This window comes from Pseudonocardia oceani, from assembly GCF_019263585.2.
GTDB classification, from domain to species: domain Bacteria; phylum Actinomycetota; class Actinomycetes; order Mycobacteriales; family Pseudonocardiaceae; genus Pseudonocardia; species Pseudonocardia oceani.
On sequence record NZ_JADQDF010000001.1, the window covers coordinates 1930707 to 1954354 of the forward strand.

The 23648-nt window shown below is 75.2% G+C and carries 24 protein-coding genes; 10 read left to right on the forward strand and 14 right to left on the reverse strand.

The features are described 5' to 3' along the window. Window positions 1-4: 4 nt before the first annotated feature. The gene (imuA', locus tag I4I82_RS09495; protein WP_308112775.1) at window positions 5-766 is read right to left on the reverse strand and encodes a DnaE2-dependent mutagenesis accessory factor ImuA'; all 762 of its coding nucleotides are present in this window, start codon (window positions 764-766) and stop codon (window positions 5-7) included. Window positions 767-951: 185 nt separating this feature from the next. Here imuA' and I4I82_RS09500 point away from each other — a divergent pair, with 185 nt between their 5' ends. Both I4I82_RS09500 and I4I82_RS09505 read left to right on the forward strand, forming a co-directional pair. Then, window positions 952-2028 carry a glycosyltransferase family 2 protein gene (locus I4I82_RS09500; protein ID WP_218594061.1) on the forward strand — a complete coding sequence of 359 codons (1077 nt, stop codon included), beginning with the start codon at window positions 952-954 and terminating at the stop codon, window positions 2026-2028. A 3-nt stretch (window positions 2029-2031) separates the two neighbouring features. Then, window positions 2032-2187, forward strand: a complete 156-nt coding sequence (locus I4I82_RS09505) for a hypothetical protein (protein ID WP_218594062.1) — start codon at window positions 2032-2034, stop codon at window positions 2185-2187. Between the two features lie 22 nt (window positions 2188-2209). Here I4I82_RS09505 and purH read toward each other — a convergent pair whose 3' ends face one another. The 6 genes from purH to sucC form a co-directional block, all read right to left on the reverse strand. Then, on the reverse strand, window positions 2210-3763 hold the full coding sequence (gene purH / locus I4I82_RS09510; RefSeq protein WP_218594063.1) for a bifunctional phosphoribosylaminoimidazolecarboxamide formyltransferase/IMP cyclohydrolase: 1554 nt from the start codon (window positions 3761-3763) through the stop codon (window positions 2210-2212). Next, complete coding sequence (gene purN / locus I4I82_RS09515; RefSeq protein WP_218594065.1) at window positions 3760-4365, reverse strand: phosphoribosylglycinamide formyltransferase; 606 nt, start codon at window positions 4363-4365, stop codon at window positions 3760-3762. Before purN ends, purH begins: the two co-directional genes overlap by 4 nt. A 145-nt stretch (window positions 4366-4510) precedes the next feature. After that, complete coding sequence (locus tag I4I82_RS09520) at window positions 4511-6256, reverse strand: cell division protein PerM (protein WP_218595639.1); 1746 nt, start codon at window positions 6254-6256, stop codon at window positions 4511-4513. Between the two features lie 85 nt (window positions 6257-6341). Further along, complete coding sequence (locus I4I82_RS09525) at window positions 6342-7331, reverse strand: DUF5336 domain-containing protein (protein WP_218592235.1); 990 nt, start codon at window positions 7329-7331, stop codon at window positions 6342-6344. Window positions 7332-7502: 171 nt separating this feature from the next. After that, the gene (sucD, locus tag I4I82_RS09530; RefSeq protein ID WP_218592234.1) at window positions 7503-8390 is read right to left on the reverse strand and encodes a succinate--CoA ligase subunit alpha; all 888 of its coding nucleotides are present in this window, start codon (window positions 8388-8390) and stop codon (window positions 7503-7505) included. 2 nt (window positions 8391-8392) lie between these two features. Beyond that, window positions 8393-9565, reverse strand: coding sequence for an ADP-forming succinate--CoA ligase subunit beta (sucC, locus tag I4I82_RS09535; protein ID WP_218592233.1), 1173 nt, complete (start codon window positions 9563-9565; stop codon window positions 8393-8395). A 198-nt stretch (window positions 9566-9763) separates the two neighbouring features. Between sucC and I4I82_RS09540 the strand changes: the two genes are divergently transcribed. After that, window positions 9764-10726, forward strand: coding sequence for an alpha/beta fold hydrolase (locus tag I4I82_RS09540; protein WP_218592232.1), 963 nt, complete (start codon window positions 9764-9766; stop codon window positions 10724-10726). 192 nt (window positions 10727-10918) lie between these two features. Then, the gene (locus I4I82_RS09545; RefSeq protein WP_226369967.1) at window positions 10919-11770 is read left to right on the forward strand and encodes a M23 family metallopeptidase; all 852 of its coding nucleotides are present in this window, start codon (window positions 10919-10921) and stop codon (window positions 11768-11770) included. A 7-nt stretch (window positions 11771-11777) separates the two neighbouring features. Here I4I82_RS09545 and I4I82_RS09550 read toward each other — a convergent pair whose 3' ends face one another. Continuing rightward, window positions 11778-12089, reverse strand: coding sequence for a hypothetical protein (locus I4I82_RS09550; protein WP_218592231.1), 312 nt, complete (start codon window positions 12087-12089; stop codon window positions 11778-11780). Window positions 12090-12094: 5 nt separating this feature from the next. Next, window positions 12095-14431 (reverse strand): DNA helicase PcrA, encoded by a 2337-nt coding sequence (pcrA, locus tag I4I82_RS09555; RefSeq protein ID WP_218592230.1) that lies wholly within the window; start codon window positions 14429-14431, stop codon window positions 12095-12097. Window positions 14432-14708: 277 nt separating this feature from the next. On the opposite strand from pcrA, the gene I4I82_RS09560 reads away from it, so the two are divergent. The 3 genes from I4I82_RS09560 to I4I82_RS09570 all read left to right on the forward strand — a co-directional run bounded on the left by I4I82_RS09560 (window position 14709) and on the right by I4I82_RS09570 (window position 16403). Continuing rightward, complete coding sequence (locus I4I82_RS09560) at window positions 14709-15002, forward strand: chorismate mutase (protein ID WP_205347169.1); 294 nt, start codon at window positions 14709-14711, stop codon at window positions 15000-15002. 30 nt (window positions 15003-15032) lie between these two features. Continuing rightward, window positions 15033-15350 (forward strand): hypothetical protein, encoded by a 318-nt coding sequence (locus tag I4I82_RS09565; protein ID WP_218592229.1) that lies wholly within the window; start codon window positions 15033-15035, stop codon window positions 15348-15350. Between the two features lie 153 nt (window positions 15351-15503). Continuing rightward, window positions 15504-16403, forward strand: a complete 900-nt coding sequence (locus I4I82_RS09570; protein ID WP_218592228.1) for a hypothetical protein — start codon at window positions 15504-15506, stop codon at window positions 16401-16403. Between the two features lie 4 nt (window positions 16404-16407). Here I4I82_RS09570 and I4I82_RS09575 read toward each other — a convergent pair whose 3' ends face one another. Next, entirely contained in the window at window positions 16408-17100 is a 693-nt protein-coding gene (locus I4I82_RS09575) for a response regulator (RefSeq protein ID WP_172157916.1), read from the reverse strand. Continuing rightward, on the reverse strand, window positions 17097-18377 hold the full coding sequence (locus I4I82_RS09580) for an ATP-binding protein (protein ID WP_218592227.1): 1281 nt from the start codon (window positions 18375-18377) through the stop codon (window positions 17097-17099). The genes I4I82_RS09575 and I4I82_RS09580 overlap by 4 nt, the downstream gene beginning before the upstream one ends. A 41-nt stretch (window positions 18378-18418) precedes the next feature. Here I4I82_RS09580 and I4I82_RS09585 point away from each other — a divergent pair, with 41 nt between their 5' ends. Both I4I82_RS09585 and I4I82_RS09590 read left to right on the forward strand, forming a co-directional pair. Beyond that, complete coding sequence (locus I4I82_RS09585; RefSeq protein ID WP_218595640.1) at window positions 18419-19609, forward strand: PspC domain-containing protein; 1191 nt, start codon at window positions 18419-18421, stop codon at window positions 19607-19609. After that, a complete protein-coding gene (locus tag I4I82_RS09590) occupies window positions 19602-19796 on the forward strand; it encodes a hypothetical protein (RefSeq protein WP_226369968.1) in 195 nt (64 codons plus the stop codon). Before I4I82_RS09585 ends, I4I82_RS09590 begins: the two co-directional genes overlap by 8 nt. Before the next feature lie 96 nt (window positions 19797-19892). Here I4I82_RS09590 and guaA read toward each other — a convergent pair whose 3' ends face one another. Beyond that, the gene (gene guaA, locus I4I82_RS09595; protein ID WP_218594465.1) at window positions 19893-21443 is read right to left on the reverse strand and encodes a glutamine-hydrolyzing GMP synthase; all 1551 of its coding nucleotides are present in this window, start codon (window positions 21441-21443) and stop codon (window positions 19893-19895) included. Between the two features lie 9 nt (window positions 21444-21452). Beyond that, window positions 21453-21611, reverse strand: a complete 159-nt coding sequence (locus I4I82_RS09600) for a hypothetical protein (protein WP_218594466.1) — start codon at window positions 21609-21611, stop codon at window positions 21453-21455. A 254-nt stretch (window positions 21612-21865) separates the two neighbouring features. Between I4I82_RS09600 and I4I82_RS09605 the strand changes: the two genes are divergently transcribed. Continuing rightward, window positions 21866-22507, forward strand: a complete 642-nt coding sequence (locus I4I82_RS09605; protein WP_218594467.1) for an Ltp family lipoprotein — start codon at window positions 21866-21868, stop codon at window positions 22505-22507. Between the two features lie 13 nt (window positions 22508-22520). Here I4I82_RS09605 and I4I82_RS09610 read toward each other — a convergent pair whose 3' ends face one another. Continuing rightward, window positions 22521-23645: a GuaB3 family IMP dehydrogenase-related protein gene (locus tag I4I82_RS09610; protein ID WP_218595642.1), complete on the reverse strand. Its 1125-nt coding sequence runs from the start codon at window positions 23643-23645 to the stop codon at window positions 22521-22523. Window positions 23646-23648 lie beyond the last annotated feature (3 nt).

Below are 23648 nucleotides of genomic sequence, written 5' to 3' on the forward strand. Positions count from 1 at the left end.
CCACTCACCCCGCCACCGCCTCGACCCGCGCCGCGGGAGCCACCCGCTCGCCACCGTCGTCACCGCCCACGCCCCCGCCGTCGGCGGGCAGCACCAGGCCCGCGGTGCGCCCCGGCCCGAGCCCGCGCCCCGCCGCGCGCACCCGGATCCGCCGGGAGCACAGCCGCCCGGCGCCCGCCTCCAGCCCCTGCCACTGCACGTCGGCGCAGCCCAGCTCGACGTCGGCCCCCGGCCACGGACCCAGCGCGAGCAGCACCGCGCCGCGCTGGCGGGCGCGGGCGGCGAGGCGCTGCCGGTCGCCCGCCCGCACCCCCGCACCCGGGACGGCCACCACGTCCATCCCGTCGAGCAGCGCCACGGTGACGGCGAGCAGGTCGCGCCCCGGGTGCGGCACCAGCGCGAACCGCTCCAGCGCCACCCCCGCCTCGACCGCCGCGACGAGCCCCAGCTCCGGCCGCCCGACCACCCCGACCCACGCCCCCTGCGCGGACGCCTCGCCGACGAGCCCGAGCAGCAGTGACGTGGACCCGGGGCCGGGCGCAAGCGCGACGGTCGACCCCCGCCGCAGCCCCCCGCCGGGCAGCAGCCCCGCGAGCGGCCCGGCCACCGGCAGCACCCGGCCGTCGGACTCGGCCGCCGCGACGGGCCGGACCCCCGCCGCGCGGTCCTCCGCCCCGCGCAGGAGCCCGCGGGCCAGCGCCAGCCGGCTCGCGACGTCGCCCCGACCCTGCTCGCCGTGCGCACCGCGCACCGCCACCTCGGCCACGTCAAGACCTCCCCTGGTGCCCGCGCCGAGGGGAAGTCGACGTCTCGAACTGATGTTCGAGTGTAGCGAGGAGAGGCCCTCGAACACCAGTTCGATCCGTGCACAGATCCATCCACACCCTGTGGACGGACACGGACGGGTGAGGCCGCTGGGGAGGGCCCGCGCACTCGTCCACACTGGGTCACATGCTGGTGGCGGTCGTTCCCGCGCACGACGAGGAACGCACCCTCCCGGAGTCGCTGGGCGCACTGCGCGTGCAGGACCCGCCCCCCGACCGCGTGGTGGTGGTCGCCGATGCCTGCACCGACGCCACCGCCGCCGTGGCCGCCGCACTCGGGGCCGAGGTCGTCGAGACGGTGGGCAACACCGGCCGCAAGGCGGGCGCACTCAACCAGGTCCTCGATGCACTGCTGCCCGGTCTCGCCGACGACGACCTCGTCCTCGTCACCGACGCCGACTCCGCCCTGGTGCCGGGCTTCGTCGCCGCCGCGACCGCCCGGCTGCGCGAGGACCCGGGCACCGGGGCCGTCGGCGGCGTCTTCACCGGCCGTCCGGGCGGCGGGCTGGTGGGGGCGCTGCAGCGCAACGAGTACGCGCGCTACGCCCGGGAGGTCGCGCGCCGCGGCGGCGCGGCGCGGGTGCTCACCGGCACCGCCACCCTGTTCCGCGCGTCGGTGCTGCGCGAGGTCGCGGCCGCCCGCGGCGGCGCGCTGCCCGGCCGCCCCGGCGCCGTGTACGACCCCGGCGCACTCACCGAGGACGACGAGATCACCCTCGCCGTCCGCACGCTCGGGCACCGCACCGCGTCCCCACGCGCGTGCGTCGTCGTCACCGAGGTGATGACGACCTGGCGCGACCTCTGGGAGCAGCGGCTGCGCTGGCAGCGCGGCGCCCTGGACGACCTGCGCGCCTACGGCCTCACCCGCGTCACCGCCCCCTACGCGCTGCGGCAGGCCGCGATGTACGCCGGGATCCTCGCCGTCACCCTGTTCCTGCTGGCCACGGCCCTGTTCACGGCGCACGGCGAACTCGGGCCGCCGCGCGGGCCCTGGCTCGTCGTCACCGCCGTGCTCGTCGTGGAGCGGGTGGTCACGGTGCGCCGCCGCGGGTGGCGGGCGGTGCTGCTCGCCGCGCCCGTCGTCGTCGAGTTCGGCTACGACCTGTTCCAGCAGGCCGTCTACCTGCGCGCGGCCGCCGACCTGCTCGCCCGCCGCGCGCCCGGCTGGCACCACCCCGTCGCACGGATCCCGGTCGGGGCCTGAGCGGTGTACGGGAAGCTCGGTTCCACCGCGGTCCTGGCCGCGCCCGCCGGGGCGCTGGTCACCGGCGGGATGCACGCACTCTGGTGGGCGGTCGCGGCCTGCACGCTGGTCGCCGCGGCGCTCGCGGCGGCGCGCCTGCTGCCCCGCCGCGAGCGCTGACTGTAGGAGTGGCCGGCCCCGCTCAGTGCGCGAAGTGGCGCGTGCCCGTGAGGTAGAGCGTGACGCCGGCGGCCTCCGCGGCCGCGGTGACCTCCGCGTCGCGCACCGACCCGCCCGGCTGCACGACGGCGCGCACGCCGGCCCCCAGCAGGACCTCGAGGCCGTCGGGGAACGGGAAGAACGCGTCGGAGGCCGCGACCGAGCCGCGGGCGCGGTCGCCCGCGCGCGCGACCGCGAGCCGGGCGGCGTCGACGCGGTTGACCTGCCCCATCCCGACGCCGACGGCCGCGCCGCCGGAGGCGAGCAGGATCGCGTTCGACTTCACCGACCGGCACGCCCGCCACGCGAACGCCAGGTCGGCCAGCACCTCGGCCGGGGCGGCCTCCCCGGTGGCGAGGGTCCAGGAGGCCGGGTCGTCGCCGGGCGCGTCGACCGCGTCGCGCTGCTGCAGCAGCAGCCCGCCGGTGATCGGGCGCAGCTCGGCGCCGGTGCGCGGCGGGGCGACCGGCAGCCGCAGCAGGCGCACGTTCTTCTTGCGCGCCAGCACCTCCAGCGCGCCGTCGGCGTAGGAGGGGGCGAGCACGACCTCGGTGAAGATCTCCGCGACCTGCTCGGCCATCTCCACGCTGACCTCGCCGTTGGTGGCGATGACGCCCCCGAACGCGCTGACCGGGTCGGTGGCGTGCGCCTTGCGGTGGGCCTCGGCGACGTCGGCGCCGACCGCGATCCCGCACGGGTTGGCGTGCTTGATCACCGCGACGGTCGGGGCGTCGCCGTGGTCGTGCGCCGCGCGCCAGGCCGCGTCGGCGTCGACGTAGTTGTTGTAGGACATCTCCTTGCCGTGCAACTGCTCCGCGGCGGCGAGGCCGGGGCCGCCGGAGACGTAGAGCGCCGCGGCCTGGTGCGGGTTCTCGCCGTAGCGCAGGGTCACCGAGCGCTCCCACGTGGCACCGGCCCAGGTCGGGAAGATCCCGCCGTCGGGGTCGGGGGCCAGGACGTTGCCCATCCACGACGCCACCGCGACGTCGTAGGTGGCGGTGTGCCGGAACGCGTCGGCGGCCAGGAAGCGGCGGTCCTCCAGCGAGAACCCCCCGTGCTTGAGCTGCTCGAGGACCCACTCGTAGCGCGAGGGGTCGACGACGACGGCCACGCTGTCGTGGTTCTTCGCCGACGCCCGGACCATCGCGGGCCCGCCGATGTCGATCTGCTCGACGCACTCGGCCGGGGTCGCCCCGGACGCGACGGTCTCGGTGAACGGGTAGAGGTTCGAGACCAGCAGGTCGAACGGCGCAATGCCCAGCTCGGTGAGCTGCGCGAGGTGCTCGGGCTTGCGGGTGTCGGCGAGCAGGCCGGCGTGCACGCGCGGGTGCAGCGTCTTGACCCGCCCGTCGAGGCACTCCGGGAACCCGGTGAGCTGCTCGACGGGCGTGACCGGCACCCCGGCGTCGGCGATGCGCTGCGCGGTGGAACCGGTGGAGACGATCTCCACGCCGAGCGCGTGCAGCCCGGTCGCGAGCTCCAGCAGGCCCGCCTTGTCGTAGACGCTGATCAGCGCGCGCTTCACGGGCCTTCTCACGGGATGGTCACCTCTCGTCCGGTCACGGTGGCCCCGTGTCGGGCCAGCGCGGCGACGGTGCCCACGAGCAACCGCCGCTCCTCGATCTTGATGCGTTCGTGCAGGGAGGCGACGGTGTCGCCCGGCTGGACGACGACCGCGGCCTGCGCCAGCACCGGGCCGGTGTCGGTGCCCTCGTCGACGAGGTGCACGGTGGCGCCGGTGACCTTCACGCCGTAGGCCAGCGCGTCGGCGACGCCGCGGATCCCGGGGAACGACGGCAGCAGTGCCGGATGGGTGTTGACGACGGGCGCACCGACCTCCGCCAGGAAGCCCGGCCCGAGGATCTTCATGAACCCCGCGCTGACGACCAGGTCGGGCCGGTGCGCGGCGACCGCCTTCGCGAGCGCGGTGTTCCACGCGGCGCGGTCGGGGTGCTCGGCGACGGGGCACACGAACGTCGACACCCCCGCGCGCTCGGCGCGGGCGAGGCCCTCGATGCCAGGGCGGTCGGCGCCGACGGCCACGACCCGCCCGGGCGGCCCGGCGTCGAGCAGGGCCTGCAGGAGCGTGCCCGACCCGGAGACCAGCACGACCACCCGCGGCGGGTCGGGGATCTCGATCCGGCGATCCGGTGGCGCGGAGCTCGACGGCGCGGGACTCGGCGACGCGGACACGCAGGGGGCTCCTCGCGGCTCGACGGTGATCGGCGGAACCCGCCCAGCCTAGGCGGCGGCCCAGGTCACACCGATGCCGGAGCCCCCGCGCTCAGCCGTCGGCGCTGCGGTCGGCGCTGCCGTCCGCCGACTCGCGGGCCGCGCGCTCGGCGGCCTGGCGGGCGCGCAGGGCCACGAGCTCGCCCACGGTCCGCGGGGCGGGGGGCTCCTCGTCGACGTCCGGGACGTCCGCGGTGCCGGCGGCCTCGACGGGGACGGCCGCGGGGCGCTCGTCGGCGGTGGCCTCGGCGGGCCGCTCCTCGTCGGTGTCGTCCTCGTCGGGCCACTCCTCGTCGGCGGTCTCCGGGACGGGCGACTCCTCGGCGGGGGCCTCGTCGAGGGGCACCTCGTCGACGGACACGTCCTCGCGGACCTCCTCGACCGGGCTCTCCTCGCCCTCGCCCTCGCCCTCGCCCTCGATCGAAGCGGGGGCGGGGGCGTCGGCCCGCGTCCGCTCCCGGATCCCGCGCCGGTCGCGCAAGGCGGGCCGGCGGCGGGCGACCCGCTCGCGCGCGGTCCCGTCAGCGGCCACCGCAGCGGCCCCGGCCACCTCGGCCGCATCCTCCGGCTCGTCCGCCGCGACCGCAACCGACGGCTCCTCCACGTCGTCCTCGTACTCGTACGGGTCCTCCCCCGGAGCGCGGCCCCGGCCGAGGAACACCACGAGCAGCGCCGGCACCCCGACGAGCAGCAGGACCGACGGCACCAGCAGCTCGGCCGGGATCCGCACGGGGTCGTAGGGCCCGGCGGCGAGCCGGCCGCCCGCGAGCGCGCCGAGCAGCCCGACGACCGCGGCGGTCCCGGCGACGGCGACGCCCGCCACCGGCATCGCGTGGTCGCCGGCGCGGCGCGCGACCACGCCCGTCAGCGCGCCGACGGCGATCGGCCCGGCCAGCGCGAGCAGGGCCCAGACCGGCGTCGGGGCGTCGGGCAGGGCCGCGAACAGCGGGAACACCGACGGCTCGCCCGGGGACACCCCGAACGGCGACACCGACGCCGAGCCCACGGAGAACCCGGGCCCGAGCACCCACGACACGCCGCCGACCACGGCGTTGGGCAGGTAGGCGAGCGCCAGCAGCGTCAGGCCGACACCGGAGCCGGGGTCGGGTGCGAGGTCGGCGTAGGCGTCGCCGACGGCGGGCGCGCCGAGCAGCAGGGACCCCAGCAGGGCGAGCGCGCCGAGCCCGACGAGCCCGGTGAGGGCGACGGCACCGGTCCGCAGGGCGGCGCCGGCCCACGGCGGCACCCGCGGGTCGGCCGGGCGGCCGCAGACCCGCACGACCCCCAGGGTCGCGGCCCCGCCCGCCACGAGCCCGGACGAGACGAGCGCGGCCCACGGCGCCGCGGCCACCTCGGTCGCCCGCGGCAGCAGGGCGCTGCCCAGGACGGCGACGGCGGAGTGCGCTCCGGCGAACGTCGCGAGCACCGCACCCGCGTCGGTCCGCCAGTGCCCGCCGAGCCGGCGCACCGCCCAGCCCGCCCCGACGGCGACGACCCCGACGACGAGCAGCGTCGGCAGCAGCGGCAGCACGCTGAGCGGCTGACCCCCGAGCGCGAGCGGGATGAGGTGCGCGGCCAGCCACAGCGGGATGGCGGCGGCGAAGGCGCTGTCGAGCGAGACGTCCGCACCCGCGGTGAGCACGACGGCCGCCGCGCCCGGGACGAGCAGGGCGTAGCTGACGATGACCGTGCCCATCGCGCCGGCCATCAGGACGCGCAGGCGGTCGAACCCGTCGGCGTCGGGCCGCACGACGGATCCACCCGGTTCGTGATCGGGGGCGTCGAGGGTGCGAGTCACCCCAGCAGGGTCGCAGCGCGGCCCGCGGGGATCGCGCAGGCGCGCGGGGGCCCGGGCGGGTGATTCCGGCCGCGCCCCCGGCGCGTCAGCCGGGCCGCGACTGGTCGCCCGGGGTGATGAAGCGCGTCTCGTCGGACGTCTCCTGGCCGGGCTCGCGGTGCTGCTCACCGGCGGCGGGCGCGCTGTGCGGGCCGCCCTCGGCCGGCTGCACCGGCGAGCCGGACGCCGGCGTGCTCGCCGAGGACGACACCTCCGGGCCCGCGTACCGGCCGGACTCCCCCGCACCCGGTGCGGGCATGGCCGCGGTGGCCTCCGAGGAGCCCTGGCCCGGGTCGGCGGGCTGGCCGCCGGGGGCCGCTCCGTAGCCCGCCGCGTAGCCGGGGCCGCCGTAGCCCGGGCCCTGGCCGTAGCCCGTGCCGTGGCCGGGCGCCGGTGGGCTGACCGGCAGTCCGCCGGTCGAGGGGCCGCCGTAGCCGGGCTGCTGCCCGGGCTGGCCGTAGCCGCCGTACTGGCCGCCGTAGCCGGGCTGCTGGCCGTAGCCGCCGCCGTACTGGCCGCCGTAGCCGGGCTGCTGGCCGGGCTGCTGGCCGGGCTGCTGGCCGTAGCCGCCGTACTGGCCGCCGCCGTACCCGGGCGTCGACGGGGCCGAGGGCCGGCGCGCCGGTGCCTTGACGAGGCCGGCGTCGAGCAGCAGCGCGCCCACGGCCGCCGCGGCGGCGAGGAACGCGAGGACGAGCCCGACGACCTGCACCGCGCTCGGGCCGCCGAACTCCTGCCCCAGCGCACCCCCGACGCCCTGCAGCAGCTGCAGCGTGCCGGTGACCAGCAGGACCGCCGCCGGGAGCAGCACGCGCCCGGTCCGGGGCAGCACCGCGGCGCCGGCGAGCAGGCCGCCGCCGATGATCAGCGCACCGGCGAGGCCGCCGGTGAAGGTGAGCTCGTCGAAGAAGCCGAGGATGTAGACCACGACCACGAGGGCGGCGGCGGCGAGGGCGAGCAGCCGCGCCGGGCCCGGCTTGAGCTGGTGATCGGTGCTGCCGGCGGCCGTCGAGGTCGGTTCGGGCTGCTGCGTCATCGTGGAATGCTCCCCTCCGTGCGGACTCCCGCGGTCCGGTGCACGGGCCTCCCGCACGCTAGACCATCGCGCCCGGGCGCCCGGTCCGGACGCGGGCCCCGGGCGCAGGAAAGCCACTTTCCCGCCCTCTCATGGCGGGAAAGTGGCTTTCCTGCAACACAGGGGCGGGCGCTACAGCCCCGCCACGATCTCCCGCATCAGGTCCGCGGTCTCGCTCGGCGTCTTGCCGACCTTGACCCCGGCGGCCTCCAGGGCCTCCTTCTTCGCCTGCGCCGTGCCTGCCGAGCCGGAGACGATGGCGCCGGCGTGGCCCATCGTCTTGCCCTCGGGCGCGGTGAAGCCCGCGACGTAGCCGACGACCGGCTTGGTCACGTGCTCCTTGATGTAGGCCGCCGCGCGCTCCTCCGCGTCGCCGCCGATCTCGCCGATCATGACGATCGCGGCGGTCTCGGGGTCGGCCTCGAAGGCCTCGAGCGCGTCGATGTGCGTGGTGCCGATGACCGGGTCGCCGCCGATGCCGATGGCGGTGGAGAAGCCGATCTCGCGCAGCTCGTACATCATCTGGTAGGTCAGCGTGCCCGACTTGGAGACGAGCCCGATCTTGCCGGCGCCCGCGATGTCGGCCGGGATGATGCCCGCGTTCGACTTCCCGGGCGAGATGATCCCGGGGCAGTTCGGGCCGATGATCCGGGTCTTGTTCCCCTTGGCCACGGCGTGCGCCCAGAAGTACGCGGAGTCGTGCACCGGCACGCCCTCTGTGATGATCACCAGCAGTGGGATCTCGGCGTCGATCGCCTCGATCACGGCGTCCTTGGTGAACTTCGGGGGCACGAAGGCGACGCTGACGTCGGCGCCGGTCTCCTTCATGGCCTCCTCGACGGTGGCGAACACCGGGAGCTTCTTACCGCCGATCTCGACGGTCGTGCCGGCCTTGCGCGCGTTCACGCCGCCGACGATGTTCGTGCCCGCCGCGAGCATCTTGGTGGAGTGCTTGGTGCCCTCACCACCGGTGATGCCCTGGACGATGACCTTGCTGTTCTCGTTGAGGAAGATCGACATAGTCAGGCCCCCGCCGCTGCGAGCTCGGCGGCCTTGTCGGCCGCGTTGTCCATGGTGTCCACCTGCGTGACGAGCGGGTGGTTCGCGTCGTCGAGGATCTGGCGGCCCTCGATGACGTTGTTGCCGTCCAGGCGCACCACGAGCGGCTTGGTGGCGCTGTCGCCCAGGATCTTCAGGGCCTCGACGATCCCGTTGGCCACCGCGTCGCACGCGGTGATGCCGCCGAAGACGTTGACGAAGACGCTCTTGACGTCCGGGTCGCCCAGGATGACGTCGAGGCCGTCGGCCATGACCTGCGCCGACGCACCGCCGCCGATGTCGAGGAAGTTGGCGGGCTTGACGCCGCCGTGCTTCTCGCCCGCGTACGCGACGACGTCGAGGGTGCTCATGACCAGGCCCGCGCCGTTGCCGATGATGCCGACCTGGCCGTCGTCGAGCTTGACGTAGTTGAGGCCCTTGGCCTTCGCCTTGGCCTCGAGCGGGTTCTCGGTGCGCTCGTCGACCAGCGCCGCGTGCTCGGGGTGCCGGAAGCCGGCGTTCTCGTCGAGCGTGACCTTGCCGTCCAGCGCGATGACCCGGTCCTGCGGGTCGCGCACCAGCGGGTTGACCTCGACGAGCGTGGCGTCCTCGGAGACGAAGGTCTCCCAGAGCTTCACGATGACGTCGGCGGCCTCCTCGGCCACCTCGGCCGGGTACTTCGCCGCCGCGACGATCTCGGCGGCCTTCGCCCGGTCGACGCCCGCGATCGCGTCGATCGGGATGCGCGCCAGCGCCTCGGGCCGCTCGACCGCGAGCTGTTCGATCTCCATGCCGCCCTCGGCGCTCGCCATCGCGAGGAAGGTGCGGTTGGAGCGGTCGAGCAGGAAGGAGAAGTAGTACTCCTCCGCGATGTCGCTGGCCGTGGTCACGAGCACGCGGTGCACCGTGTGGCCCTTGATGTCGAGGCCGAGGATGTCGGTGGCCTTCTCGGCCGCCTCGTCCGGGGTCGTCGCCAGCTTGACGCCGCCGGCCTTGCCGCGGCCACCGACCTTGACCTGCGCCTTGACGACGACGGCGGTGCCGAGCTCGGCCGCCGCGGCCTTCGCGTCCTCGACCGTCTCGACGGTCTTGCCCGGCAGGACCGGGACGCCGTGTGCGGCGAAGAGGTCCTTCGCCTGGTACTCGTAGAGATCCATGGGCTCTCCCACTCCGCTGTGCGTGTGAGCCGCTCTCCGGCTCGCGGAAACGCTGCTGCGACGACCCTAGCGACGCGGGCCGCACCTGCCCTGACCTGCCCCGGTGACCGCTGTCACCCCCCGGTCGGACAGGGCCGTTCCGCACGGTGTGTCAATCGGGGACAGCGCGACGGCGGTCTCTGGCCTACCGTCGGGTACATGGCGCTGGTCCGCGAGGGACTCGACCGCCTGGCGTCCGCCGCCGGGGCGGTCGGCCGGGCCGCGGTCGAGGTCGGCCGCGCCGGGGCCTACACCGCCCGGACCGTCGGCACCCCCTCCGGCCTGCGCGGCGTCGCCGTCGAGTGGGCGTGGCTGGCGGCGCACCTGGCCGTGTACCCGGCCGGACTGCTGCGCGAGACGCTGGTGGAGTCCGGCGACGGCTACCGCACCGACCCGCTGCCGCCCGAGCGCCGCGGCCTGCTGGTGGCCGACCCCGAGGGCGCCGGCTACCCGATCCTGCTGGTGCACGGGATCATGGACAACCGCTCGGTGTTCACCGTCTTCCGCCGCGCGCTGCGCCGGCGCGGGTTCGGCACCGTGCACGCGGTGAACTACAGCCTGTTCACCGACGACGTCCGCACGGCGGCGCACGAGCTGCGCGGGCACGTCGAGCGGCTGCGCGAGCTCACGGGCGCGGAGCGCGTCCACATCGTCGGGCACTCGCTGGGCGGGATGATCGCGCGCTACTACGTGCAGCGCCTGGGCGGTTCCGACGTCGTCGACACGCTCGTGACGCTGGGCAGCCCGCACACCGGCTCGCTCAGCGCCTACCTCATGCCCACGCCGCTGGCCGCCCAGCTGCGCCCCGGCTCCGACCTGCTGCGCGAGCTGGAGGAGCCCGCACCCGGCTGCCCCACGCGGTTCCTGGTCGTGTGGAGCCGCATGGACCAGATGATCGTGCCGCAGCGCAACGCCCGGCTCGCGCACGCCGACCTGCACGTCGAACACCTGGAGCTGCGTGACGTCGGTCACCTCTCCCTGCCGATCGACCCGCGGTCCGTGCACTGGGTGGTCAGCGCACTCGCTCGTTCGGACCATCGCCGTCACCCGTTCCGCCGTGGCCAGGCTCTCGACAACCCCCGTCCGACCACGTTCGGTCAGCGCTCCTCGCCCGCGTCCTGATAGGAGCGGTCGACTTCGCGACACGCCGCCCCCTGATTTGCCTACGGCGCGTGACCACCGCTACGTTTCGCCCGTTCGCATCACGGACCGGTCACGACGGCAGCAGGCATCCCCCGAGACGCCTGGGACATCCCCAGTCCACGCCGACCGGCCCGCGGTACGGAGACCACCATCCGTCGAGAAGGGCAGGTCGTGGCGCGCCACCGCTCCCCCAGCGGCGCCCCGGACCACCTCAGTGACGTGACGGCGCCACTGCGCGTCGTCACCGTCCCCGGGGTGCACCGGCTACCGGCGCCTCCCGCCGCGTCCCTCCGCGGCCGCGTGACCGTCGCCGCCGTGGCCACGGGCGCCGTCGTCGCGGCCGGCCAGACCGCCGTCGCACCCCTGCTCGAGGCCGCCGAGCCGCCGCCGGTCGCGATGAGCGCGCTGCTGCCCGTCGCCGAGGTCGGCGAGGCCGTCTTCCCGGTCGACGCCATCGGCGGCGACCAGGTGCTCCCCGGGGCGCTCGCGACCGTCGGCCTCGACCCGGAGTCGCAGGTCGACGTCCAGAACCTCACCAAGGCCGTCGAGATCGGCCAGGAGCTCGCCCGCCGCGACGCGATCCTCACCTCCGCGCTCTCCTTCGGCGCCCCGCTGGCGCACCTCGTCGGCGACCAGGCGTTCGTGCAGCCGACCATCGGCCGCTTCACCTCCGGCTTCGGCGGCCGCTGGGGCACCCACCACAACGGCATCGACATCGCCAACGCGATCGGCACCCCGATCTACGCCGTCACCGACGGGGTCGTCGAGAAGTCGGGCCCGGCGTCGGGCTTCGGGCTCTGGGTCGTGCTCCGTCACGCCGACGGCACCAAGTCGGTCTACGGGCACATCAACCGGGCGGTCGTGCAGGTCGGCGACGAGGTGGCGGCCGGCCAGCAGATCGCCGAGCTCGGCAACCGCGGCTTCTCCACCGGCCCGCACCTGCACTTCGAGATCCACGACGCGAACGACAACCCGATGAACCCCCGCCCGTGGCTGGAGCAGCACGGCATCGACGGCTTCTGAGCCCCGCTCAGGCCCGCTCGCGCGCCTCCCGGGCGAACTCCGCCCAGTCCTGCTCGGGACCCAGCACCACCCACGCCCGCATCGCGCGGCCGTGCCCGTTGTCGAACCGCGCCCCGGCGCCGGCGTCGAGCAGCTCCCCCACCCGCGCGGGGTCGAGCTTCACGACGAACCGGCCGTAGACGTCGAGCATCGCGAAGATCGCGCCGCCCGCGCGCAGCGCCCGCGCGCCGAACCCGCGGGCGCCGGGCCGCGGCGGCTCGACGCCCGGGTCGTCGGCGAACCCGTCGACCACGTCGGCGAAGCGCTCGACCGCCTCCACCGCGCCTACAGCTTCTGCATCGGCACGCCGCCGATCAGCATGAGCCGCACCGTGCCGGAGCTGCCGAAGTCGATCGTGACGGTGGCCCGCGCACCGCTGCCGTCGGACGCGACGACCGTACCCAGCCCGTACTTGTCGTGGTTGACGCGGTCGCCCACGTCGAGGCTGAGCGTGGGCGCCATCGACGCCTTCGGGACGTTCCACGTGCCGCGGTCGGTGGCGGTGCTGCGCCGGCCGAAGCCGAAGCGGCCCACCGGGGCCGAGCGCTCGGGCTCGGCGCGGCGCCAGTCGACCAGGCCCTCGGGCACCTCCGCCAGGAACCGCGAGGCCGGGTTGGCGTTGGGCTGGCCGAACGCCGAGCGGATCATCGCGCGGGACAGGTAGAGCCGCTCCCGGGCGCGCGTGATGCCCACGTAGGCCAGCCGCCGCTCCTCGGCCAGCTCGGCCGGGTCGCCCATGGCGCGCATGTGCGGGAAGACGCCGTCCTCCCAGCCGGTGAGGAACACGACGGGGAACTCCAGCCCCTTCGCCGTGTGCAGCGTCATCAGCGTGACCATGCCCTGGTCGTCGTCGGGGATGGAGTCGGCGTCGGCGACCAGCGCCACCCGCTCCAGGAACGCGGCCAGGGAGCCGGGCTCGGGGGCGCCGACCTCCACGTCGGAGGCGTCCGGGTCGGCCGCGGCGACGTCGCCCGCGAACTCCCGCGCCACCGTGACCAGCTCGGCGAGGTTGTCCAGTCGCGACCCGTCCTGCGGGTCCTCGCTGGCCTCGAGCTCGGCGGTGTAGCCGGTCTTCGCGTAGACCGCCTCCAGCAGCTCGGCGGTCTCCTCCCCGCGGGCGACGAGCTCGTCGAGCTCGTCGAGCATCCGGACGAAGCCGCCGATCGCGCGCTGCGAGCGAGTGACCAGGCCGGGGACGCGCTCGGGCTGCTCGGCGACGATCCGCAGCGCCGCGGCGAACGAGATGCGCTCGCGGTCGGCGAAGGCCGCCACGGTGTCCTCGGCCTTGTCGCCGATGCCGCGCTTGGGCACGTTGAGGATGCGCCGCAGGCTCACCGTGTCCTCGGGGTTGGACAGCACCCGCAGGTAGGCCAGCGCGTCGCGCACCTCCATCCGCTCGTAGAAGCGGACGCCGCCGACGATCTTGTAGGCCATCCCGACGCGGGCGAACACGCCCTCGAAGACGCGCGACTGCGAGTTGGTCCGGTAGAACACCGCGATGTCGGAGTTGCGGTGCTCGCCGGAGTCGACGAGCCGGTCGATCTCGGCCGCGACGAACGCCGCCTCGTCGTGCTCGTTGTCGGCGACGTACCCGACGACCTTCTCCCCGTCGCCCTGCTCGGACCACAGGCGCTTGTCGCGGCGGTCGGGGTTGCGGGCGATGACGGTGTTGGCCGCCGTGAGGATGGTCTGCGTGGAGCGGTAGTTCTGCTCCAGCAGGATCGTGCGGGCGTCGGGGAAGTCCTTCTCGAACTCCACGATGTTGCGGATGTTGGCGCCGCGGAAGGCGTAGATGGACTGGTCGGAGTCGCCGACCACGCACAGCTCGCCCGGCAGCGCACCCGGCGCCGCGGGCGCCACCAGCTCGCGGACCAGCACGTACTGCGCGTGGTTGGTGTCCTGGTACTCGTCGACGAGTACGTGGCGGAACCGGCGGCGGTAGTACTCGGCGACGGCGGGCAGCCGCTGCAGCAGCGAGACCGTCTCCATGATCAGGTCGTCGAAGTCGAACGCGTTGGCCGTGCGCAGCCGCGACTGGTAGACGCTGTAGACCTCGGCCACCTTGCGCTCGTGGTCGTTGGTGGCGCGCTCCGCGGCGTCGTCGGCGGAGAGGAGCTCGTTCTTGAGGTTGGAGATCTGTGCGGCGACCGCGCGGGGGGCGTACTTCTTCGGGTCCGCCCCGAGGTCGCGCGTGATCATCCCGATCAGCCGCCGCGTGTCGTCGGCGTCGTAGACGGAGAACGCGCTGCGCACGCCCAGGTGCGACGCCTCGCGCCGCAGGATCCGCACGCACATCGAGTGGAACGTGGACACCCACATCGCGTTGCCGCGGCGCCCCACCAGCGCGTCGACCCGCTCCTTCATCTCGGCCGCAGCCTTGTTGGTGAAGGTGATCGACAGGATCTCGCCGGGGTGCGCGTCGCGCTCGGCGAGCAGCCAGGCGATGCGGTGCGTGAGCACCCGGGTCTTGCCCGACCCCGCGCCCGCGACGATCAGCAGCGGCGACCCGGCGTGCACGACGGCCTCCCGCTGGCGCGGGTTGAGACCCTCCAGCAGGGTCCGGCCCCGGGCGGTGCGGGGCTCGGTGACGGTCTCCTGGGGCAGTTCGAACAGCGCGCTCATCGCTCTCCCTCGCTGCGCGAGCTCGGCGCTGCGCGCAGGCGCCGTGTCATCGATTCGCTCGCAGGCTCGCTCATCGTGTTCCGCAGGGTACCGCCGCCCCCTGACGGTCCCGCGCTGTGGCACACTCCGACCGTGCTGCGGAGCTGCCGATTCCGCTACGGGTGCCGGACCCCGGTGCCCGTGGCCGCCCCGCGCTGACCAGCCCACGAGCCCCGGAGTCCAGCGGACCCGGGGCTCTCCCGCGTCCGGGCCCGGGCACCGGCGACGAGGAGGAGACGTGACCGTGAGCGCCGAACAGGCCCCGCCCGAGGACGACATCCCCGCCGAGGACGAGATCCAGGAACTGCGGCAGGAGATCGACCGCCTGGACGCCGAGATCCTGCGCCTGGTCATGCGCCGCAGCGAGGTGTCGCAGCGGATCGGCCGCGCGCGCATGGCCGCCGGCGGCCCCCGCATCGTCTACAACCGCGAGATGGCCGTGCTCGCCCGCTTCCGCGACCTCGGCGTCGAGGGCCGCGAGCTGGGGATGCTGCTGCTGCGCCTGGGGCGGGGACGGCTCGGAGGACGCTAGGAGCGCGCTGGTTCTGGCACTCTGGACGCCATGGGAGCTGTGGTCGGTCTGGTGGCGTTCCTCGTGGCCCTCGCCGGGCTGCTCGTCGCGCTGGGTCATGTCGGGTACCTGGCGATGTTGAACGGCGCAGCGCGGAAGCGGGGCGGCGCGGGCGGCGCCACCGCCGACTACGTGTCGGGCCGCTGGAAGGTCGCGGGCGGCACGGCCGCGGCGGCCGCGCTCGGGCTGCTGCTCACCAGCGGCGGGCTGCCCCTCGACGTGCTCGGCCTGCTGCTCGGCGGCGGGGCCGGCGTCGTCGCGAAGGGGGCGCTCGACCAGACCCGCGGGCAGTTCCGCGGGCAGCTCTGACCTCGACAAGGGGATGAACGGTCCGTCACATCCGGCGAGCGGTGCTGGGCCGTTGGGGTGAAGGGCGACGAGTGGGCGAGTAGCACTTGGCCCCCGGGTGCGCCATCCGGTAGACATTCCGCAACTCGTTCACTCCAAGGAGGACGTCGCGTCGTGCCCCAGCTGCTGTCCCGCGCCGGATCCGTCGATGCGACCTCGGGTGAGTTCCCCTCGGACGTCGTCACCGTCGCCGAGCTGCTGGGCCGCTACGCGGCCGAGCCCCAGGCCGAGCCGGAGCCGTCCACCGGGCCCGTCACCGTCGGCAGCATCCTTCGCCGCGAGGGCCGCGCCCCGCACGCCGCCGACCGCCCGGTCGCCGCGCGCGGCCGCGACGACTCCGACGACGACGAGGAGCGGCCGCGCCGCGGCTCCGGCGCCCTCGTGCGCCGCAGCGCCCTCGCCGCGGGCGGCCTGCTCGCCGCCGGATCGGTCCTCGGCGCCACGGTGATGACCGACTCCTCGCTCACCGGCACGCTCGACGACACCCGCGCCTCCGGCGGCTACGCCGGCGAGGGCCGCCTCGACGAGCCCGCAGCGGGCCGGGACCGCCCGATCCCCACCGTCATCGACACCACCGCGCAGACGCAGGCCCTCGACGCCGGCGAGGCCGCGCCGATGGCCTGGACCGAGGTCGCGTTCCCCCGCGCCACGGGCGGCTCCACCGGCACCCCCGCCGCGACCGCAGCATCGTCCGCGGGCGGCTCCTCGTCCTCCGCGGGCACCGGCTCGCCCGCCGGCGGCGGCTCGGGCTCCGGCGGCAGCTCCACCCCGGCTCCCTCCACCCCCTCCGGTTCCGGCGGCGGCTCGGGCTCGGGCTCCGGCGACCAGGGCGGCGCTCCCGCCCCGCAGGGCGGCGGCCTCGGCAGCACCGTCCAGGACCTCGGCAACGGGGTGGGCGGACCGGTCGGCGGGGTCGTCAGCGGCCTCGGCGGCGTCGTGAGCGGCGCCGGCGGCGCGCTGGAGGGCGACGAGCCCAGCATCGTCGGCGGGCTCGCCGGCGGCCTCCTCCGCTGAGCGGCTACACCAGCCGGCGGTCCGACGCCCAGCGCGACAGCTCGTAGCGGTTCGACAGCTGCGTCTTGCGCAGCACGCTCGACACGTGCGTCTCCACCGTCTTCACCGAGATGAACAGCTCCGCGGCGATCTCCTTGTAGGCGTAGCCGCGGGCCAGCAGGCGCAGCACGTCGCGCTCGCGGCGGGTGAGCAGGTCGAGCTCCGGGTCTCCGGGCGGGGCCGCGCCGGGCTTGTTGGAGAACACGTCGAGCACGAACCCGGCCAGCCGCGGCGAGAACACGGCGTCGCCGCCGTGCACGCGGCGGACCGCGTCGGCGAGCTCGCGACCGGAGATCGTCTTGGTGACGTAGCCGCGCGCGCCCGCCCGGATCACCGCGATGACGTCCTCCGCGGCGTCCGACACCGACAGCGCGAGGAACACGACGTCGGGAAGCTCGGGCCGCAGCCGGCGCAGCACCTCGGCGCCGCCGCCGTCGGGCATGTGGACGTCGAGCAGCACGACGTCGGGCCTGTGGTGCCGCACCGCCGCCACCGCCTCGTCGACGGACCCGGCCTCGCCCACCACCCGCACGTCCGGGACGCCGCGCTCGAGCTCCGCGCGGACGCCGGAGCGGAACAGGGCGTGGTCGTCGACGAGGAAGACGCTGATGGTGCCGTCGCCGTCCGGAGCCTGCTGGTCGGTCGGGTCCTCTGTCATGATGCCGCCTCCTCGTGCGTGCGTACCGGCATCGCGAGGTGCACCTCGGTGCCCTCTCCCGGCGTGCTGCGCAGGCGGACCGTGCCGCCGTGCCGTGCCATCCTGCCGTGCACCGAGTCGGCGAGGCCGTGCCGGTCGCCGGAGACCCCGTCCGGGTCGAAGCCGGCGCCGCGGTCGCGCACGAACAGGTTGACCGCGTCGTCCTCCACCTCGACGTACACCGACACCTCGGCGACGCCCGCGTGCTTGGCCGCGTTGACCATCGCCTCGCGCCCGGCGAGCACGAGCGCCCGCAGGTGGTCGTCGAGCGGGCGGTCGGCGCCGACGACGACGGGCGCGACGGTCACGGCGTAGGTGTCCTCGACCTCGGCGGCCGCAGCGGCCAGCGCGGCCGTCAGCCCCTCGTCGAGCGTCGGGGTGCCGCCGCGGCCGTAGCCGCCCGCCCCGTACAGCCAGGACCGCAGCTCGCGCTCCTGCCCGCGCGCCAGCCGGGCGACCTCGCGGGGCTGGTCGGACTGGCGCTGGATGAGCGCGAGGGTCTGCAGCACGGAGTCGTGCAGGTGCGCGGCGATCTCCGCGCGCTCGGTCTCCACGATCCGCTCGCGGCGCTCCTCGGTCAGCTCGCGGACCAGCCGGACCCACCACGGCACCGTCAGCACGCCGACGCCGAGCAGCGTGGCGAGCACCGCGAGCAGCGCGAACTGCACCTGCCCGAGCTGGAGCTGGCCGAACAGGAACACCGCGATGCCGGCGGCGACGAACAGCGCCCCCGCGAGCGTGCGGAGCACCGCGTTGCGGCCCCCGGCGGTGCCCGAGCGGGTCCAGCGGCGGCGCTGCCCCTCGTCGGCCTCGCGCCAGACCAGCGCCGCACCGACGGCGGCGACGCCCAGCGGGCCGACGATCCAGCCGATGAGGTCGTTGCCCAGCGCGGCGGCCGTCAGCGCGGCGGCGACGCCCAGCGCGGCCAGGCCGAGTGCCTGCTGGCGCTCGCGCGGCGGCGTGCGGCGCTCGACGTCGGCGCCCTCCTGCTTGACGAAGACCCACAGCAGGCCGTAGGCCATCGCGCCCGCCCACCACATGGCGGCGAGGCCGACGAACGCCGCGCGCACCCAGGTCACGGGGATGCCGAGGTGGTCGGCCACCCCGCCGGCGACGCCCGCGACGATCCGGCCCGAGCGGCGGCGGGCCAGCGGTGGGGTCGGTGTGTTCACCGCTCCATCGTCACACGCACGGGAGCGGGTGACATCGGGGGAATCTCGGGGGCGTCCCGGGGTCATCCCTCATGATTCGGGGGTCGGCGGCGAGCAGGGTGGTGGACATGGACGGGACAGAGCTGCGGACGAGCCTCCGCGACATGTGGGACACGCGGCCGGCACGGCCGCGGGAGGGCCGGCACGTCGCCGGCGTGGCCGCGGCGATCGCGCGCCGCTACGACGTGGACCCGGTGCTGATCCGCGTGGCGTTCGTCGTCGCCGCGTTCTCGGGCGTCGGCGTGCTGCTCTACGTCGCGGGCTGGATCGCGCTGCCCGACGGCACCGACGAGCCGGTCGGCAAGCGGGGCCCGCGCGGCGCCGCACTGGTCGGTCTGGCGGTCCTCGGCGTGATCGGGTTCGGGTCGCTGTTCGACGACAACGGCTTCGGGATCCTGCCGCTGGTCGTCGCACTGGGGCTGCTGTTCCTGCTGCACCGCAGCCGCGGCGAGCGCGTGGTCGCGCAGCCGGTCCCGCAGCCGGTCTCGCCGCCGGTCGCCACCGCGGCGGCCGCCGACGGCTCGACCGTGTCGCTGGTCAAGGACGGCACGCCGCCGGCCTGGGACCCGCTGGGCGCCGCCCCGTTCGCCTGGGACCTGCCCGAGCCGGCCGGTCCGCCGCCCGCCCCGGCCCGCCGCCGCCCGCCGGTCACGGCCGTGACGCTCGGCGTCGCGCTGCTCGCCGGCGGCGCCACCGCCGCGCTCATGCTGGCCACCGGTGTGCTGACGGCGCCCAACGCTCCCGTGCTGCTCGGCGTGGTGCTCACCGTGCTCGGGTTCGGACTCGTCGCCGGGTCGTTCCTGCGGGCCGGGCGGGGGCTGATCCCCGTGGCCGTGGTCGTCGGCCTGGTGACGTGGGGGTCGCTGGCCACGGCGTCGTTCGACTGGCCCGAGGGCGGTGTCGGCGACCTCGCCGTCCGCCCGGCGTCGGTGTCGCAGCTGCAGCCGGTCTACAGCCGCGGGGCGGGCGACGTCGACATCGACCTCACCGCGCTCGACCTCACCGCGCCCGGCGCACCGCTGGTCACCGAGGTCCGGCTCGGCGTCGGGGACGTCACGGTCACGGTCCCGCGCGACGCCGACCTGACGTTCACCGGCACCACCGGTGTCGGGGAGGTGCGCGCCGCCGACGAGCAGCGCGACGGCATCGACGGCACGCTCACCGTCTCCGACCTGGGGGCGGACGGTATCGCGGGCGGTCGCCCGCTGGAGATCACCGTGCACTCCGGTGCCGGTGACGTGGAGGTGCTCCGTGGCTGAGCTGGAGACGGGCCGTCGCCGGCCCGAGGCGCTGACCCTGGTGACCGGGCTCCTGGCCCTCGTGCTCGCGGTGTGCGCGTTCGTGGGAGAGCTGCCCTCGATCGACCCGCGCTGGCTGCTCGCCGGCGGCGCGGCGTTCGTCGGGATGGTCCTGCTGGCGGGGAGCCTGCGGGGGCGGCGGGAGTAGACGACCCGCCCGGGACGGGGAGCCCCGGGGCGGAGGCGGACGGTGGGCGGTACCGGGTCGGGGGACCCGGTACCGCCCACCGTCACGTCCGGACCGCTACTCCCACTCGATCGTGCCCGGCGGCTTGCTCGTGACGTCGAGGACCACGCGGTTGACCTCGGCCACCTCGTTGGTGATCCGGGTGGAGATCCGCTCCAGCACCTCGTAGGGCAGGCGGGTCCAGTCGGCGGTCATCGCGTCCTCGCTCGACACCGGCCGCAGCACGATCGGGTGCCCGTAGGTGCGCCCGTCGCCCTGCACGCCGACGCTGCGCACGTCGGCCAGCAGCACCACCGGGCACTGCCAGATCGTGTCGTCGAGCCCCGCGGCGGTGAGCTCCTCGCGGGCGATCGCGTCGGCGGCCCGCAGCGTCTCCAGGCGGTCGCGGGTGACCTCGCCGATGATCCGGATTCCCAGTCCCGGCCCGGGGAAGGGCTGGCGCCCGACGATCGCCTCGGGCAGCCCGAGCTCCCGCCCGACGCGGCGCACCTCGTCCTTGAACAGCGCCCGCAGCGGCTCGACCAGCGCGAACTCGATGTCGTCGGGCAGCCCGCCGACGTTGTGGTGGCTCTTGATCGTGGCCGTGCCCGACCCGCCGCCGGACTCCACGACGTCGGGGTAGAGCGTGCCCTGCACGAGGAAGCCGACGTGCTCGTCGCGCGCCACCTCGGCCGTGGCGGCCTCGAAGACGCGGATGAACTCCCGGCCGATGATCTTGCGCTTGGTCTCCGGGTCGGTGACGCCGGCGAGCGCGTCGAGGAAGCGGTCGGCGACCGACACGGTGTGCAGGTCGACGCCGGTGGCCGCCACGAAGTCGCGCTCCACCTGCTCACGCTCCCCCGCGCGCAGCAGGCCGTGGTCGACGAACACGCACGTCAGCCGGTCGCCGATGGCGCGCTGGACGAGCGCGGCCGCCACGGCGGAGTCGACGCCGCCCGACAGCCCGCAGATCGCGCGCCCCTCGCCCACCTGGGCGCGGACGGCGGCGACCGTGTCGTCGATGATCGACGACGTGGTCCAGCCGGGCGTGATACCGGCGACGTCGTGCAGGAAGCGCCGCAGCACCTCCTGGCCGTGCGGCGAGTGCCCGACCTCGGGGTGGTACTGGACGCCCGCGAGCCGCCGGTCGGTGTCCTCGAACGCCGCGACCTTCGCCCGCTCGCTCGACGCCGTGACCGTGAAGCCCTCCGGCGCGCGTACCACGGAGTCGCCGTGGCTCATCCACACCGGATGGGTGCCGGGCAGGCCGTCGTGCAGGGCGCCGGGGTGGTCGGTGACCGTGAGCTCGGTGCGCCCGTACTCCCGCGTGCCGTCCGGCGCGACCTCCCCGCCCAGCGCCTGCGCCATGGCCTGGAAGCCGTAGCACATGCCGAAGACCGGGACGCCCGCCGTGAACAGGTCGGGGTCGATCGACGGCGCACCCTCGGCGTACACGCTCGACGGCCCGCCGGACAGGATCACCGCCGCGGGCTTGCGCGCGACGATCTCCTCGACCGACGTGTCCCCCGGCACGATCTCGGAGTACACCTGCGCCTCCCGCACGCGGCGGGCGATGAGCTGGGCGTACTGCGCCCCGTAGTCGACGACGAGGACGGTCGGTGGCTGCACGGGTCCAGCCTAACGACCGTCTCGTTCCTCCTCCGCCCGCTGCCGGATCCAGCGGGCGACCTGCTCCACGTAGGTGCCGTACAGCTCGGAGGCGTGACCCAGGGCGATCTCCATCTTCCGGTGGTCGATCGCCCGGACCGAGCGCCAGTCGAGCTGTCTCTGCGTCATCCGGCCGACAACTCCAGGTCCAGGCGCCTCATGGGGTCCGTCTCCACACGCTCGACGATCGCCGCGACCTGCGCCGCGGTGAGCTCACCGCGGCGTCCCGCCAGCGCTGCAGAGCCGCGGCCGGAGTGGTCACCCGCACAGGGTGCCCGGGACCGGGTCCGAGAGCGAGTCCGATCCACACGGGCACGGTCTGCGCGTCACCCGGCGGGGTGAGCACCGGTAACAGACCGGCTCGAGCGGACGAAAGCGGAAGCATGCACCCGGAGCAGCGGCGCCCAGAGATCGACCCGGTCACGGAGCGGTTCCCGCGCATCAACGCCACCGCCGTCCACGCGGCGCCGCGCTACGACCAGCCGCGCTACGACCAGCCGCCGCCCGGCTGGGCCCCGCCGCAGCAGCGCGCCTACGCGCCCCCGCCGCAGCCCCCGGCCGTGAAGCCGAAGCGGACCGGCCGCACGGTCCTCGCGTGGTCGGCGGGCGCGGTGGTCGCGCTGGTCGCCATCGCCGGCCTGTCGGCCCGCACCCCCGAGGCGGCGCCCGCTCCGACGGTCGCGGCGCAGGAGGCCCCGGCCGCCGTGGTGGAGGCGCCCGCACCGGAGCCGAGCATGACGGTGAGCCAGTCGAACGCCGTGCGGAAGGCGGAGGACTACCTGAGCTACATGGGCTTCTCGCGCTCGGGCCTCGTCGACCAGCTCGAGTTCGAGGGCTTCTCCACCGCCGACGCCACGTTCGCCGTCGACACCGTGACCGTCGACTGGATGGAGCAGGCCGCGAAGAAGGCGCAGAGCTACATGGACTACACGGGCTTCTCGCGCTCGGGCCTCATCGACCAGCTCGAGTTCGAGGGCTTCACCGCGGAGCAGGCCCGCCACGGGGCCGACTCCGTGGGCCTCTGACGGACTCGGAGGCTCAGCCCCGGACCGTCAGCCCCACCCGCTGGAACTCCTTGAGGTCGCTGTAGCCCGTCTTCGCCATCGCCCGGCGCAGGGCGCCGAACAGGTTGACCGTGCCATAGGGCGACGAGGACGGGCCGAACAGCACCTGCTCCAGGTCGCGCTCGCCGGTGCCGAAGCCGGTGACCTCGGAGCGGGGCAGCGAGGGGTGCGCCACCGAGGAGGTCCAGTAGAGGCCGCGGCCGGGCGAGTCGCTGGCCTCGGCCAGCTGCTCCCCCAGCATGACGGCGTCGGCGCCGCAGGCGATCGCCTTCGCCACGTCGCCCGAGCCGGTCATGCCGCCGTCGGCGATGACGTGGACGTAGCGGCCGCCGGTCTCGTCGAGGTAGTCGCGGCGGGCCGCGGCGGCGTCGACGATGGCCGTCGCCATCGGCACCCCGATGCCCAGCACCTCGTCGGTGGTGGTCGCGCTCGACTCCCCGTACCCGACGATGACGCCCGCCGCGCCGGTGCGCATGAGGTGCATCGCAGTGCGGTAGTCGCCCACCCCGCCCGCGACGACAGGAACGTCGAGCGAGGCGATGAACTCCTTGAGGTTGAGCGGCTCGCCGCCCGACACGTGCTCGGCGGAGACGATCGTGCCCTGCACGACGAGGATCTCGACGCCGGCCGCGAGCAGCGCGGGGGTGAGCTCGCGGGCGCGCTGCGGGCTGACGCGCGCGGCGACCGTCACCCCGGCCTCGCGGACGGCGCGCAGCGCCTCGGCCAGCAGCGCGGGCCGGATCGGGGCGGCGTGCAGCTCCTGCAGCATCCGGACCGCGCCGGCCGGGTCGTCGCCCTCCGCGGCCTCGAGCACCCGCGCGAGCGCGCCGTCGGCGTCGGCGTGCCGGGCCCACAGCCCCTCGGCGTTGAGCACCGCGAGCCCGCCCAGCTTGCCGATGGTGACAGCGCTGGCCGGCGACACCACGGCGTCGGTCGGGTGGGTGATCAGCGGGATCTCGAAGCGGTACGCGTCGAGCTGCCAGGCGGTGGACACCTCCTGGGAGCTCCGCGTGCGCCGCGAGGGCACGATCTCGACCTGGCCCAGGTCGTAGCTCCGACGGGCCTCCCGGCCCATCCCGATCTCCACGAGGTCACGCACGTG

What these genes read in the sequence shown, in the direction of transcription:
- I4I82_RS09500 (WP_218594061.1), top strand. Translation starts at nt 952, where the DNA reads ATGCTGGTGGCGGTCGTTCCCGCGCACGACGAGGAACGCACCCTCCCG.
- I4I82_RS09525 (WP_218592235.1), bottom strand. Translation starts at nt 7,331, where the DNA reads ATGACGCAGCAGCCCGAACCGACCTCGACGGCCGCCGGCAGCACCGAT.
- sucD (WP_218592234.1), bottom strand. Translation starts at nt 8,390, where the DNA reads ATGTCGATCTTCCTCAACGAGAACAGCAAGGTCATCGTCCAGGGCATC.
- sucC (WP_218592233.1), bottom strand. Translation starts at nt 9,565, where the DNA reads ATGGATCTCTACGAGTACCAGGCGAAGGACCTCTTCGCCGCACACGGC.
- I4I82_RS09540 (WP_218592232.1), top strand. Translation starts at nt 9,764, where the DNA reads ATGGCGCTGGTCCGCGAGGGACTCGACCGCCTGGCGTCCGCCGCCGGG.
- pcrA (WP_218592230.1), bottom strand. Translation starts at nt 14,431, where the DNA reads ATGAGCGCGCTGTTCGAACTGCCCCAGGAGACCGTCACCGAGCCCCGC.
- I4I82_RS09565 (WP_218592229.1), top strand. Translation starts at nt 15,033, where the DNA reads ATGGGAGCTGTGGTCGGTCTGGTGGCGTTCCTCGTGGCCCTCGCCGGG.
- I4I82_RS09575 (WP_172157916.1), bottom strand. Translation starts at nt 17,100, where the DNA reads ATGACAGAGGACCCGACCGACCAGCAGGCTCCGGACGGCGACGGCACC.
- I4I82_RS09580 (WP_218592227.1), bottom strand. Translation starts at nt 18,377, where the DNA reads ATGACCCCGGGACGCCCCCGAGATTCCCCCGATGTCACCCGCTCCCGT.
- I4I82_RS09585 (WP_218595640.1), top strand. Translation starts at nt 18,419, where the DNA reads ATGGACGGGACAGAGCTGCGGACGAGCCTCCGCGACATGTGGGACACG.
- I4I82_RS09600 (WP_218594466.1), bottom strand. Translation starts at nt 21,611, where the DNA reads ATGACGCAGAGACAGCTCGACTGGCGCTCGGTCCGGGCGATCGACCAC.
- I4I82_RS09605 (WP_218594467.1), top strand. Translation starts at nt 21,866, where the DNA reads ATGCACCCGGAGCAGCGGCGCCCAGAGATCGACCCGGTCACGGAGCGG.